The 13325-nt window shown below is 33.2% G+C and carries 13 protein-coding genes; 7 read left to right on the top strand and 6 right to left on the bottom strand.

Translation table 11 applies throughout. The features are described from left to right. Positions 1-163: 163 nt before the first annotated feature. Positions 164-1825 (bottom strand): transcription termination factor Rho, encoded by a 1662-nt coding sequence (gene rho / locus ABD935_RS16245; RefSeq protein ID WP_345193900.1) that lies wholly within the window; start codon positions 1823-1825, stop codon positions 164-166. A gap of 346 nt (positions 1826-2171) precedes the next feature. Between rho and ABD935_RS16240 the strand changes: the two genes are divergently transcribed. Then, on the top strand, positions 2172-2582 hold the full coding sequence (locus ABD935_RS16240) for a DUF4293 domain-containing protein (RefSeq protein ID WP_345193898.1): 411 nt from the start codon (positions 2172-2174) through the stop codon (positions 2580-2582). 225 nt (positions 2583-2807) lie between these two features. On the opposite strand, the gene ABD935_RS16235 is transcribed toward ABD935_RS16240, so the two are convergent. Together ABD935_RS16235 and ABD935_RS16230 are read right to left on the bottom strand one after the other, a co-directional pair. Continuing rightward, positions 2808-3236, bottom strand: coding sequence for an FKBP-type peptidyl-prolyl cis-trans isomerase (locus ABD935_RS16235; RefSeq protein WP_345193896.1), 429 nt, complete (start codon positions 3234-3236; stop codon positions 2808-2810). Between the two features lie 515 nt (positions 3237-3751). Next, complete coding sequence (locus ABD935_RS16230; protein ID WP_345193893.1) at positions 3752-4252, bottom strand: metallophosphoesterase family protein; 501 nt, start codon at positions 4250-4252, stop codon at positions 3752-3754. Positions 4253-4688: 436 nt separating this feature from the next. Here ABD935_RS16230 and truA point away from each other — a divergent pair, with 436 nt between their 5' ends. After that, entirely contained in the window at positions 4689-5432 is a 744-nt protein-coding gene (truA, locus tag ABD935_RS16225; RefSeq protein ID WP_345193891.1) for a tRNA pseudouridine(38-40) synthase TruA, read from the top strand. Then, positions 5433-7202 (top strand): ABC transporter ATP-binding protein, encoded by a 1770-nt coding sequence (locus tag ABD935_RS16220; RefSeq protein WP_345193889.1) that lies wholly within the window; start codon positions 5433-5435, stop codon positions 7200-7202. A 121-nt stretch (positions 7203-7323) separates the two neighbouring features. On the opposite strand, the gene ABD935_RS16215 is transcribed toward ABD935_RS16220, so the two are convergent. Genes ABD935_RS16215 through folP form a run of 3 tightly spaced genes read right to left on the bottom strand, consistent with a single transcriptional unit; the run spans position 7324 to position 9659 of the window. Next, positions 7324-8109, bottom strand: a complete 786-nt coding sequence (locus ABD935_RS16215) for a diadenylate cyclase (protein ID WP_345193886.1) — start codon at positions 8107-8109, stop codon at positions 7324-7326. Between the two features lie 35 nt (positions 8110-8144). Next, positions 8145-8828 carry a hypothetical protein gene (locus ABD935_RS16210; RefSeq protein ID WP_345193884.1) on the bottom strand — a complete coding sequence of 228 codons (684 nt, stop codon included), beginning with the start codon at positions 8826-8828 and terminating at the stop codon, positions 8145-8147. A gap of 6 nt (positions 8829-8834) precedes the next feature. Then, positions 8835-9659 (bottom strand): dihydropteroate synthase, encoded by an 825-nt coding sequence (gene folP, locus ABD935_RS16205; protein ID WP_345193882.1) that lies wholly within the window; start codon positions 9657-9659, stop codon positions 8835-8837. Positions 9660-9763: 104 nt separating this feature from the next. Between folP and ABD935_RS16200 the strand changes: the two genes are divergently transcribed. From ABD935_RS16200 to ABD935_RS16185, 4 genes are all read left to right on the top strand, one after another. Further along, the gene (locus tag ABD935_RS16200; protein WP_345193880.1) at positions 9764-10309 is read left to right on the top strand and encodes a DUF1599 domain-containing protein; all 546 of its coding nucleotides are present in this window, start codon (positions 9764-9766) and stop codon (positions 10307-10309) included. Beyond that, positions 10306-11616, top strand: a complete 1311-nt coding sequence (locus ABD935_RS16195; RefSeq protein WP_345193878.1) for a BT_3928 family protein — start codon at positions 10306-10308, stop codon at positions 11614-11616. The genes ABD935_RS16200 and ABD935_RS16195 overlap by 4 nt, the downstream gene beginning before the upstream one ends. Positions 11617-11694: 78 nt before the next feature. Further along, the gene (locus ABD935_RS16190) at positions 11695-12771 is read left to right on the top strand and encodes an ABC transporter permease (protein WP_345193917.1); all 1077 of its coding nucleotides are present in this window, start codon (positions 11695-11697) and stop codon (positions 12769-12771) included. A 48-nt stretch (positions 12772-12819) separates the two neighbouring features. Further along, complete coding sequence (locus ABD935_RS16185) at positions 12820-13311, top strand: TlpA family protein disulfide reductase (RefSeq protein ID WP_345193876.1); 492 nt, start codon at positions 12820-12822, stop codon at positions 13309-13311. The last annotated feature ends 14 nt before the right edge of the window (positions 13312-13325 follow it).

The following is a 13325-nucleotide window of genomic DNA, read 5'->3' as shown; positions in this document are numbered from 1 at the left end:
TCGGGGTTTGTTTATTCTAATTTACGAATTATATCGCTGATTTACAAGTATTTGTGTGCATCTGAAAGTGCCATATTAAACACAAAAAAAAGCCTCAACATTTTAAAGTTAAGACTTTTTTGAATTTAGTTTAGTCTAGTTTAGTATGTTCTAAGAGTTGGTCTTAACCATTCATAGAGATTAAAAACTCTTCGTTATTTTTAGTTTGTTTGAAACGCTCGTTAATGAATTCCATAGCTTCAACAGGATTCATATCCGCAAGGTATTTACGCATAACCCACATACGTTGCATGGTTGTAGGGTCTAAAAGAATATCATCTCTACGTGTACTTGAAGAAGTCAGGTCGATAGCTGGGAAAATTCTACGGTTAGATATTTTTCTATCCAATTGAAGCTCCATGTTACCGGTTCCTTTAAATTCTTCAAAAATCACTTCATCCATTTTAGAACCTGTTTCTGTAAGTGCAGTTGCGATAATGGTTAATGACCCTCCATTTTCAATATTACGGGCGGCACCAAAGAAACGTTTAGGTTTGTGTAATGCATTGGCATCAACACCACCACTTAATATCTTACCAGATGCAGGTTGCACGCTATTATAGGCTCTTGCTAAACGCGTAATGGAGTCTAAAAGAATAACTACATCGTGTCCGCATTCTACTAATCGTTTTGCTTTTTCAAGAACAATATTTGCAATTTTTACGTGCTCGTGAGCCTCTTTATCAAAGGTTGAAGCTATAACTTCGCCACGAACATTACGTTGCATGTCTGTTACTTCCTCAGGACGTTCATCAATTAATAAAATCATTTGATATACTTCAGGATGATTTGCTGCAATAGCATTAGCAACATCCTTTAATAACATGGTTTTACCAGTTTTTGGTTGCGATACGATCATACCACGTTGTCCTTTACCAATAGGTGCGAACAAATCCATAATTCTAGTGGAAATTGTACTTTGACGTTCTGCTAAATTAAATTTTTCTTGTGGAAATAATGGTGTTAAATGCTCAAAAGACACACGGTCTCTTACTACATTTGGGTTTTGACCATTAATTCGTCTCACTTTTATTAAAGGAAAATATTTTTCGCCTTCTTTTGGTGGTCGCACATTCCCTAAAACCGTATCTCCAACTTTTAAACCGAATAATCTTATTTGTGATTGAGATACATAAATATCATCGGGAGATGATAAATAATTATAATCTGAAGATCTTAAAAAACCATAACCATCTTGCATGATGTCTAATACGCCTTCACTTTCAATAATAGCATCAAACTCAAAATCGGGTTCACGATAGCGGTTTCTACTATCTTTATTTCCACTGTCAACATTACCGTTCTTTTGGCCTTTATGTTGACTTTTGCTTTGTGGTCTTGGATTAGGCTTTTTTGGGTTATCGCCTTGTGGTCTTGGGTTTGGCTTATGTACAGGTTTTGGTCCTTGTTTAGCTTGTTTTTTTGTTGCTTCAACAGTCTCAGTTGCTTCAGTTACTTCAGTTGCTTCAACTTTTTCAACGACTTCAGTTTTGCTTTCTGCAACCGGATTTTCTTCGGTTTTTGCAGGTGCGTTTTTTACAGGTTTTTGAACCCGTTGTCTAGGTTTTCTAGCTACTGGTTTAGAGTCTGTGTCTATCTTAGCCTCTGTAGGATTTGCAGTTGTTACCACCGCTTTTACTGCGGTTGGATCAGCAGCTTGTTGATCTAGTATTTGATAAACTAAATCTAATTTTTTTAATGAACGGTATTTAGGAACGCTCAGTTTTTTTGCAATCTCTTGTAAATCAGAGAGTTTCTTTTCTTTTAATTGGGAAATTTCAAACATTTATGTTTATTGAATATTTTGTTTTGAATACAAATTTGAGTTATTCTGAAAAAAATAATTTTATTCTTGAAGAATTAACCGCTTGTTCTTGCGGTTGTTGTGAATTATTACTGCAATTATACAACTTTATTTTAATTTTTAGCATTAATTCTAGTATTTTTGCGGTTCAATATTATTTATATATTGAATTTGCTGTAAAAGAAAATGATGATTTTTTCTTTTAATATGAGAAAGAAAAATATAGCATAGTCTAAGCTACGGTATATTTTTATTTTGAAATAGAAAGTAAAAAAGCGTGTTTTATTTAAGTTAATTTAAGATATAAGTAATATACTTATAAAATTATATGCTACAACGTATTCAAACCGTATATCTTTTAATTGCAGCAGGAGTTTCTGCTGGCTTAATTTATGTATTTCATTTATGGATTACAGATAGCGGTGTTAGAGTGTTTGCTGCTGATGTTAATTATGTGTTTGCTGCTTTTTTAGTATCTGCATTTTTTTCAATCATATCAATATTTAGGTATAAAAACAGGAAGTCTCAATTTATGCTGGGACGACTTAACATCATATTAAATTTTTTTTTACTAGGATTTTTCGTGTATCAATCACTAAATGTATCTGGAGAAACGGCGGTTTCTGAGAAAGGTATTGGGATGCTTCTCCCTATTGTTTCTATCGTGTTTTTGGCATTAGCCAATAAGGCCATCAAGAAGGATGAAGATCTTGTAAAATCTGTTGACAGATTACGATAAACCTAACATCTTAGTAGTATTAGTGCGAAAAAACCCAAGGTGAAAGCTTTGGGTTTTTTATTGTCCCCTTGAGGGGACTTTAGGGGTGTTTTTTTCTCCTCCCTTAATCCCTCCAAAGGAGGGGAACACTCAGACCTATAAATGCGTAATTATAGTAGTAATACTATGCCGGAAGAGTAAGCAAGTCCTTCCCTTATGGGAAGGATTTAGGAAGGGCTTCTTTTTTTACTTTATTTCAATAAGTTCTAAATCGAACGTCAAATCATGCCCTGCTAACGGGTGATTAGCATCAACAACAATATGATCTTCTTTAACTTCGGCAATACGAAATTGTACTTCTCTACCATCCTCACCTTTAGATGCTAGTCCCATACCTACTTCTGGAGCCATATCTTGTGGAAGTTGTTCTTTTTTTACTTCGTATAACAATTCTTGTTGCACATCGCCATAAGCTTCAGCAACAGGAATATTTATTGTTTTTTTCTCGTTTAATTCCATGGTCATAATCCCTTTTTCAAAACCAGGAATAAGCATACCTTGACCTAGAGTTACTTCCAATGGTTCTCTCTCTAACGAACTATCAAAAACTTGACCATTGCTTAATTTTCCTGTGTAATGAACTTTTACCGTATCATTTTCTTTTACTTGACTCATAAATAATAATGTTTACTGTTTTTAAAATAGCTGCAAATTTACAACTTATCAAACAAAATAGTAGTGTTTTTTTGTGTCACTTCGAGTGATTCCGTTTTTTTATCAGAATTATAACGATAATTTGGGCGTTACCCCGAAAAGGGGTCGGGCTTGGAGTTTATCCTGAGCGCAGTCGAAGGGCTATATCTTTCTTGTGCTGTCCCGATAACTATCGGGATTGTTTCAGTATCTCATCAAGTGTTTTTCACATATCTTAAATCAGTTTCAAATCTAAACGTATAGTTAAGCACAAAAAAGGATGCCGCTGCAATCTCTAACGCACATATTCGCCAAATTTAGGTTTCAATCTTTGGTTTTACTTACTTGATAGCCTCAGTGAGGAATCAACCCATCCCTAACCCTTCCAAGGAAGGGAACACTTAATTCTATAAAAAATGTTTGATTTAAATTTAGAAACTATTATGCCGTAATAGTGAGGAAGGCCTCCTCATTTGGAGAGGATTTAGGAGGGGCTTTTAGGGATGCCTAACAGGAAACTCAATAACCTCCAAATTATCAATTTTTTTTCCGTCGATGGTAAAGCGGAGCATGGTTCTTACTTTATGAAAGCCATGTTTACCCACAGCACCTGGATTCATGTGTATTAAGTTGAGTTTTTTATCGGGCATTACTTTTAAAATATGCGAATGCCCACAAATAAATAGTCTTGGTGGGTTTTGTTTAATTTCTTCAGTAACGCGTATATTGTATTTAGGCGGATAACCGCCAATATGGGTTATCCAAACATCAACACCTTCACACATAAATCGGTTATGCTCTGGGTATTCTAAACGGACTTTATCATCATCAATATTACCGTAAACGCCGCGTAAGGGTTTTAAAGCTTTTATAGTATCGGTAACTTTTAAATCGCCAATATCTCCAGCGTGCCAGACTTCATCTGCTTGTTTTACGTACTTTAAAATGTTGTTGTCTATATAACTATGGGTGTCAGAGAGGAGGAGTATTTTGGTCATTAATTTTTTACTGTAATGTATGTTGGTAAAGTTATGGATTATTGGTTTAATCTTTCACAAACTGATTATGATTACTTGACTTTATAAGAAAAATTGGATAACTTCGTTTAACAATCGATAAAGTTCATTGAAACGGAACTTTATCTTTGCATTAAACGAACCACTCCAAAAATAACAACTTCCCATTTAAAAACAAAAGCTAACAAGCACCCGCGTTAGAGATTGAACGGCATGTTTGAACTCCCCGACCTTAGGAGGGAGCGAGTAGTGAAATATTTATATTCATGAGTTCAATAATTTAAAATAGAAACCAACGAATAAAGCCCGACCCTTGGGTAACGCCCAAAAAATCTTTTAATATATAATTAAGATGCTATACTTTTTAGGAAGCACAAATCTGTCTATCTTTGTGCTTTCATAAAAATTAATAGGACCATTGCGATATTTTATAGAACTTTCTTACAATGGCAGTGCATATCATGGTTGGCAAAATCAACCAAATGCTTTGTCGGTTCAAGAAGTTACCGAAAAAGCACTGTCCTTGTTGTTAGGGGAGCAAATTTCGATTATGGGCGCAGGGCGTACCGATGCTGGTGTGCATGCTAAGCAGATGTTCGCACATTTTGATACCGATGTTAATTTTGATGTAAAAGATTTAATTTTCAAACTGAATTCGTTCTTACCAATTGATGTTGCCATTCATGATATTTTTAAAGTAAAAGCAGAAGCGCACACCCGTTTTGATGCGTTGAGTAGAACGTATTTATACAGAGTTTCGCTTAAAAAGAATGTGTTTACAAATGAGAACGTGTTTTACGTAAAGCATGCTTTAGATGTTGATAAAATGAATGAAGCTTCAAAAATTTTATTTGAATATAAAGATTTTCAATGCTTTTCAAAAAGTAAAACCGAAGTAAAAACGTATCATTGTGATATTATAAAAGCGGAATGGTTTTTTAAAGATGACGAGCTTCATTTTGTAATTCAAGCCAATCGATTTTTGCGAAATATGGTTAGAGCTATTGTTGGCACCATGGTTAATATAGGCTTAGGTAAAATAGATATTGACCATTTACATACCGTAATACAATCTAAAAATAGGAGTGAAGCTGGTTTTTCTGTTCCTGCACATGGGCTGTATTTAACACACATTGAGTATCCAGACGATATAAAATTATAGATGAGTAAACCAAAAGAAAATATTTTTGACTTTAAGCTTTTTAAGCGTCTTTTTGAATACATAAAGCCTTATAAAGTTGTGTTTTCTGGGCTTGTTATATTGGTTGTTTTATTGGCTGTTTTTAGTGCCGCAACGCCCTATATAACTAAATTCGCCATAGATGATAGTATTGCAGTTAAAGCTGAAGAAGGCTTTTTGTTTTATATCATGATCATGTTGGCTATTTTGATTTTGCAAACGGTTTTTCAGTTGTTGTTTATTTACTATGCCTCTTGGTTAGGACAGAATTTGGTCATGGATGTTCGCGTGAAGTTATTCGACCATTTACTACGTTTTAAAATGAAGTATTATGATAATTCTTCAGTTGGCGTGCTTATAACGCGTGCTGTAACGGATATGGAACGTATTGCCGATATTTTTGGACAGGGTTTATTTATGATTATTAGAGATTTACTAACCATGTCCGTTGTGTTTGGGGTTATGGTTTACACAAATTATAAATTGAGCGGTATTGTTTTTGTGATGCTTCCGCTTTTGCTTTATGCAACTCGAATTTTTCAAAAATATATGAAAAAAGCGTTTGAAGAAGTTAGGAATGAAGTTTCTAATTTAAACTCCTTTGTTCAAGAGCGATTAACAGGTATGAAAATTTTACAATTGTTTACTCGTGAAGCAATAGAATTAAAGAATTTTAAAGAGATTAACGAGCGCCATAAAAAAGGATGGGTTAAAACCGTTTGGTACAACTCTATTTTCTTTCCTTTAGCAGATTTAGTGTCCTCTGTATGTATTGGCTTAGTGGCATGGTACGGTGGTTTAAATGTGGTTTTGGAAGGGAGCTCGGTATCGCAAGGTGTTTTAGTATCCTTTATAATGTATATCCCCATGCTGTTTAGGCCATTACGCCAAATAGCGGATAAGTTTAACACCCTACAAATGGGCATGGTTGCCGCAACAAGGGTTTTTAAAGTTATTGATACCACCTCGCAAATTGATGATACAGGAACACATGTTGCAGATGCTTTTAAAGGGCATATTACCTTTGATGATGTTCATTTTAGTTATGTTGAAGATGAAGAGGTTTTAAAAGGTATTTCTTTTGAGGTTAAAGCGGGAGAAACGATAGCTATAGTTGGAGCAACAGGGGCAGGAAAATCGACTATCATTAATTTATTGAATCGTTTTTATGAAATTGGCGATGGTGTTATTGCTGTGGATGGTATCAATATTAAAGATGTGACCTTGTCGTCTTTAAGAACACAAATAGCTGTGGTATTGCAAGATGTATTTTTGTTTGCGGATACCATTTTGAATAATATTACATTGAATCATCCAGAGATTACTGAAGAACAGGTTCAGCAAGCAGCCAAAGATATTGGGATTCATGATTTTATTATGACGTTGCCTAATGGCTACCATTACAATGTAAAAGAACGTGGTGTGATGCTCTCTTCTGGTCAGCGTCAATTGATTTCGTTTTTAAGGGCTTATGTTACCAATCCAAGTATTTTGGTTTTAGATGAAGCCACATCTTCTGTAGACTCATATTCAGAACAACTCATTCAAAATGCTACGGATAAGATTACTAAAGGCAGAACCTCCATAGTTATTGCTCACCGATTAGCAACTATTAAAAAAGCAGACAAAATTATTGTTATGGAAGCTGGCGAAATTGTAGAACAAGGCACACACAAAGAGTTGCTTAAAAAAGAAAATGGCTATTACAAAAACCTGTATGAAGTTCAGTTTTTACAGGAAGAAGTGGCTTAGTTAGGAGCAAAATCTTATAAATTTATACTTCCAAAAATATTATAATTCCACCATCACAAGAATTTGAAATAACACTTTCTGGTGATAAAGTTGTATTAGGGTTTGTAGTTTTCACAATATATTAAGCTAAATCATCTTTAATCATTAAATTAAGCTCATTAATGTCTTCAAAAACAACAAATTCTCCATCTTTGAAATAAGAAATATGTCCAGTTTCTTCACTAACAACGAGTGCTAAAGCATCTGTTTTTTCGGTAACACCTATAGCAGCCCTATGTCGTAAACCAAATCGTTGAGGAATATGTTTTTCGTTATTTACAGGAAGAATAACTCGAGTTGCTTTTACAATATTATTGCTAACAATAATAGCACCATCATGCAACGGACTATTTTTAAAGAAGATGCTTTCAATGATAGGTTGCGTGACTTTAATATTCATTTCATCGCCAGAAGACGATAAGAAATCAAGGTTATTATTACGCTCAAAAACAATAAGCGCACCCGTTTTAGATTTTGACATTTTATTACACGCCGAAATAATAGCGTCAACATCAGTTTCATTGGTAGTTTCAGTCTTTAAAAAGCTTAACTGCTTTAAAAATTTTCGTCTTCTATTAAAATTGGTTGAACCAACCATGAGTAAAAACTTCCTGATTTCAGGTTGAAAAACGACAATTAAAGCAATAATTCCAACCTTCATAAAACCACCAAAAATACCCGTGAGCAATTCCATGTTTAGAAAGTCTGTAAGTCGCCATGCACCATAAATTATAATAATACCAAGAAAAATATTGATGGCAACAGTGCCTTTAACGAGTCTGTATAAATAGTAGAGCAAAAGCGCTACCAGAATAACATCTATAATATCTACGAGGGTGAATTTTAAAAGGTCATTAAAGATTTCCAAAAGTGATGGGTTTTTGTAAATTTAATAAAATACGGTTAATTAAAAATGAATTCCGTGTTTGATATTTCTGTGTGATTTAAAACAGTTTTTGAAATAAGTGATTTGTATTCAATGTAATTTTGAAAAGTCAGTGCTTCATTGAAATTTAGTAAAATCATTCCATTTATAGTGTCACACTTTTTTAAGTAATATGATAAGCTATCTTTCGTTGTTTCTAAAATCACAGAGTTCAATAGGGCACTTGCAATTGTAATTTCATTGTCATCCTCAAAAGCTATGGCTGTTGAGTTTCCGGAATCTTCAAAACTTGATAGTACTCCAGAATAGTTGTCTAATGATTCATTTTTAAATGAAACATCCGTAAATTCTATAAACCCTAAATCCTTTCTACTCGTATCATTACAAGTAAAATAGTTTTTAGCAGTTTCATTTTTATGGCTAGAATTGGCCTTTTTGTCTTGTAAATATTTAATATGCGGAATCGCTTGTTTAAGTGTTAATCGTTTATCCACATTAATCAACCAATTGGTAGTGCTTATTAGGTTTTTTCTATTTAGTTCAACACTATCCGTTTTAGTTTCATCATAAAATAAGTACGCATGAGAAACATCTTTAATATCTGTAATTTCAGAATGATTAACCTCAGGTAAGTGAAGCACTCTTTCGTTTCCGCAAGAAAACATAAAAAATATGGTAATTAGTAAAATATAATATCTCATTTTCTCTTAACGACTTAACGACTTAACTAAAGTAATACATTCAATAGCTTCTTTAACATCATGAACCCTTAAAATGGATGCGCCTTTTTGCAACGCCACTGTATTTAAAACGGTCGTTCCGTTCAAGGCGTCTTTAGCAGACGTTTTTAAGGTTTTATAAATCATAGATTTTCTGGAAATCCCAACAAGCAAAGGTTTTTCAATTATTTTAAAAAGTTCAAGTTTGTTTAATAATTCATAATTCTGTTCTAGCGTTTTAGCAAAACCAAAACCAGGATCAACAATTATATCTACCATTCCCAAAGCTTTGGCTGCCGCTATGCGTTCAGAAAAATAAAACAGAATATCTTTTACTAAATTATCATAATCGGTTTGTTGTTGCATGGTTTTGGGTGTCCCTCGCATGTGCATCATAATATAGGGTATATGTAAATTAGCAATGGTTTGCAACATATTATCATCTAATGTTCCTGCCGAAATATCGTTAATTAAAGCAGCTCCAGCTTCAATACATTGTTTAGCGACTTCACTTCTAAAAGTATCAATAGACAATAGTATATTTGGAAACGCTTTCAAAATTAAATTAACAATAGGGAGTATACGATTTAATTCATCGGTTTCACTAACATGGTCTGCATTTGGGCGAGAACTGTAAGCGCCAACATCAATAAAAGTAGCACCTTCATTAAGCATACGCTCAACATGAAGTAGTATGCTTTTTTCATCTTTATGCTTACCACCATCATAAAATGAATCGGGTGTGATGTTTAATATACCCATCACTTTTGGTGATGATAAATCAATGAGCTGTCCTTTACAATTAATAGTCATTTATATGGTTTTGTAAGGTGTTGGTACATAGTTTAAAACTTTAAACCAGAAACCTTGAACATTCTAATTATTTATGCGAAATTTACGCAAAATTGAATTTATTTATGCAAGATACTTCAAAACAATATGATGCCGTAATAGATACCTGCAAAAGTTTATTTATTAATAAGATGAGTGATTATGGCAGTGCATGGAGAATACTAAGGTTGCCATCACTTACAGACCAAATTTTTATAAAAGCACAACGTATTAGAGGTTTACAACAAAATGATGTGCAGAAAGTAGATGAAGGGCAAGAAAGCGAATTTATAGGTATTATTAATTACTGCATTATGGCTTTAATTCAGTTAGAAAAGGGTGTTGTAGAACAACCAGATATGTCGACTGAAGAAGCTACAAAATTATATACTGAAAAAGCTGCGATTACAAAACAGCTCATGGAAGACAAGAATCATGATTATGGTGAGGCGTGGCGAGATATGCGGGTAAGTAGTTTAACCGATTTGATTTTACAAAAACTTTTAAGAGTAAAGCAAATAGAGGATAATAAAGGTAAAACTATTGTTAGTGAAGGGATTGATGCTAATTATCAAGATATGATTAATTATGCGGTTTTTGCGTTGATTCATTTAAATGAAGAAAAATCATGAAATTATTAGTAAACATATCAAGGCTATTAGTTGGTGCATTATTCATCTTCTCTGGATTCATTAAGCTAAATGATCCTTTAGGATTTTCATATAAATTACAAGAATATTTTAGTCCAGACGTTTTAAATATTCCTTTTTTAGAACCTTATGCTTTAATGATTTCGGTTTTAGTGGTCGTTTTCGAAGTCGTTTTAGGCATATTCTTGCTTATTGGCTATAAACCAAAATTCACGGTTTGGAGTTTATTGGGCATGATTGTATTCTTTACATTTTTAACTTTTTATGCCGCTTATTTCGAAAAAGTAAAAGATTGTGGCTGTTTTGGCGATTTTTTAAAACTAAAACCTTGGGAAACATTTTGGAAAGATGTCGTGCTTTTAGTGTTGATCATTATTCTATTTATTGGAGTAAAACATATTAAACCATTATATGGTAAATTGCCAACAACCGTTTTGGGATTATTGGGTTTTGTAATTAGTTTGTGGTTTGGCTATCATGTGTTGATGCATTTACCTGTAATCGATTTTAGAGCATATAAGATTGGAAATAATATTAAGAAAGGTATGAGTGTGCCAGAAGATGCTCAAAAACCAATTGTTGAATATTATTGGAAATTCAAGTTGAATGGGCAAGAGAAAGTCATTACTACCAATGGTTCTTATCCTGAAGTTGAAGGTGATTTTATAAGTGTAGATACTAAGGTTATTCAAGAAGGCTATCAGCCACCAGTTGTAGATTTTTCGATAGAAACCGAAGATAAAAACCTAACTGAGCAATTTTTAGCTGAAGATAATCTTATTGTAATAATATCATATAGTTTAGAGAAAATGGAAAGAGACGGTGCTTTAAAGTTAAAGGCATTGCAAGTTGAAGCTAGAAATAAAGGTTATAAAATTATTGGGTTAACCGCATCGGGAGAAGAAGCAAAACAGCGTATCAATGACGCTTACGATATTAATTTTGATTGGTATTTATGTGATGAAAAAGCCCTTAAAACAGTCGTTCGCTCTAATCCAGGAATATTAGAATTGGACAAAGGGACTGTAAAACAAAAGGTACATTGGAACGATATTGATGATTTGGATTTGCCTAAAGTTGAAAGAAAAGCAGAACCAAAGGAAGTGGAAGATATAATTGCTTATTTTATTAATGATGTACCTTCAACTAAAAAGGACGTTGAAGCTTTAGACTCATCGAAAATTGAAAGTGTTAATGTTATTAAGGATTCTATTCAGATAGAAGCATTAAATATAGAAAAAGACACTATTTATACAGGAATAATTCAAGTAAAATTAAAGGATAAATAATTAATAATTTATATCGAATTAATTGGTAATCCCAATAGCTATCGGGACGTGTCAACTTAACAACAAACAGCTCAACAACTGATTAATTATCTACTAAATAAAATTTTCTATGCTTTACTCACACTATTTGGAGTAGTAACTGTTATTTTCTTATTGTTTAGTGTCCTCCCGGGAGACCCTGCCCAAATGATGATGGGACAAAATGAAGATAGTGAACAACTAGCTCTGGTTAAGCAGAAATACGGTTTTGATAAACCCATAAGTACCCAGTATTTGTATTATCTAAATGATTTATCTCCAATTTCATTTCACTCCAATAGTTCACAAGATTATACATTTTTAAGTCAAAATAAATATTCAGCAACCAAATTATTTTCCATAGGAAAAACAATAGCCGTTTTAAAGTTTCCTTATTTAAGGGAGTCATTTGCAAAACAAGGAAAAAAAGTAAGCCAAGTTTTAGCAGAAACGCTTCCAAATACATTTGTACTTGCAGTTACCGCTATAATTATCGCTATGATTTTAGGGGTGCTTTTAGGCATCGTTTCAGCATTGTATAAAGATAGATGGCTAGATAAAACCATTCAGATATTCAGTACGTTTGGCATGAGTATTCCATCGTTTTTTAGTGCCATTTTATTTGCATGGTTCTTTGGGTATTTACTTCATGAATATACAAACTTAGAAATGACAGGCAGTCTTTATGAACTTGATGATTTTGGTGAAGCCATGCATATTAAATGGAAAAATTTAATATTGCCCGCCATTGTATTGGGCATTCGTCCGTTGGCTGTAGTCATTCAATTAATGCGCAATAGTCTATTAGAAGTTTTTAATCAGGATTATATAAGAACAGCAAGAGCAAAGGGCTTGAGCGAATTTCAAATTATTAAAAAGCACGCCGTTAAAAACGCCTTGAATCCAGTAGTTACGGCTATTTCTGGTTGGTTTGCATCTATGTTGGCAGGAGCCGTATTTGTAGAATATATTTTTGGCTGGAATGGCTTAGGAAAAGAAATCGTAAATGCATTGAATACCTTAGATTTGCCTGTAATTATGGGGGCTGTTTTAATAATAGCAACCATGTTTGTAATTATAAACATTTTTGTCGACTTAATTTATGTTTGGTTAGACCCAAAAGTCAAATTAGAATAATTTTTTTGTTTCCTGGAAAAGGGAAATCTTTCAAATTGAAAATAGCGCATGAAAAAAATAAAATATATACTAATATTATTAATAACAATATTTAGCTGTACTAAGGAAACCCCAACCCAATTTTCAGAGGCCGCTTTAAATGATGTATTTGAAACCTTAAATGGTGATAGCATATCATTTAAAGACATTTTAGAAGCTCAAAAAGGTAAAACAATAGTTATAGATATTTGGGCATCTTGGTGTGGCGATTGTATAAAAGGCATGCCTAAAGTAAAAGCATTACAACAAGAATATAAAGATGCTGCCTATATTTTTATGTCTTTAGATAGGACACATAGCACTTGGATTAGAGGCATCAAAAAATACGATATACAAGGTGAGCATTACTTTATGCCATCTGCTAAGAATTGCGATTTCGCAGATTTTGTAAATATTAGCTGGATTCCTAGATATATGGTCATAAATGAAGCTGGCGAAATCGTTGTATTTGATGTTATTGAAGCTGATGACAATAAGTTAATAGAAGCATTAAAAAATTAACTATTTTTGTGTGT

The sequence above is a fragment of the Algibacter agarivorans genome, assembly GCF_039543245.1.
Lineage (GTDB): Bacteria > Bacteroidota > Bacteroidia > Flavobacteriales > Flavobacteriaceae > Algibacter_G > Algibacter_G agarivorans.
The sequence above is the reverse complement of the archived record's forward strand: the minus strand, read 5'-3'. Positions and strand labels throughout refer to the sequence as shown.

Bases quoted from the DNA above. Each gene is read 5' to 3' on its own strand.
- rho (WP_345193900.1), bottom strand. From the start codon at position 1,825: ATGTTTGAAATTTCCCAATTAAAAGAAAAGAAACTCTCTGATTTACAA.
- ABD935_RS16240 (WP_345193898.1), top strand. From the start codon at position 2,172: ATGCTACAACGTATTCAAACCGTATATCTTTTAATTGCAGCAGGAGTT.
- ABD935_RS16235 (WP_345193896.1), bottom strand. From the start codon at position 3,236: ATGAGTCAAGTAAAAGAAAATGATACGGTAAAAGTTCATTACACAGGA.
- ABD935_RS16230 (WP_345193893.1), bottom strand. From the start codon at position 4,252: ATGACCAAAATACTCCTCCTCTCTGACACCCATAGTTATATAGACAAC.
- ABD935_RS16220 (WP_345193889.1), top strand. From the start codon at position 5,433: ATGAGTAAACCAAAAGAAAATATTTTTGACTTTAAGCTTTTTAAGCGT.
- ABD935_RS16210 (WP_345193884.1), bottom strand. From the start codon at position 8,828: ATGAGATATTATATTTTACTAATTACCATATTTTTTATGTTTTCTTGC.
- folP (WP_345193882.1), bottom strand. From the start codon at position 9,659: ATGACTATTAATTGTAAAGGACAGCTCATTGATTTATCATCACCAAAA.
- ABD935_RS16200 (WP_345193880.1), top strand. From the start codon at position 9,764: ATGCAAGATACTTCAAAACAATATGATGCCGTAATAGATACCTGCAAA.
- ABD935_RS16195 (WP_345193878.1), top strand. From the start codon at position 10,306: ATGAAATTATTAGTAAACATATCAAGGCTATTAGTTGGTGCATTATTC.
- ABD935_RS16185 (WP_345193876.1), top strand. From the start codon at position 12,820: ATGAAAAAAATAAAATATATACTAATATTATTAATAACAATATTTAGC.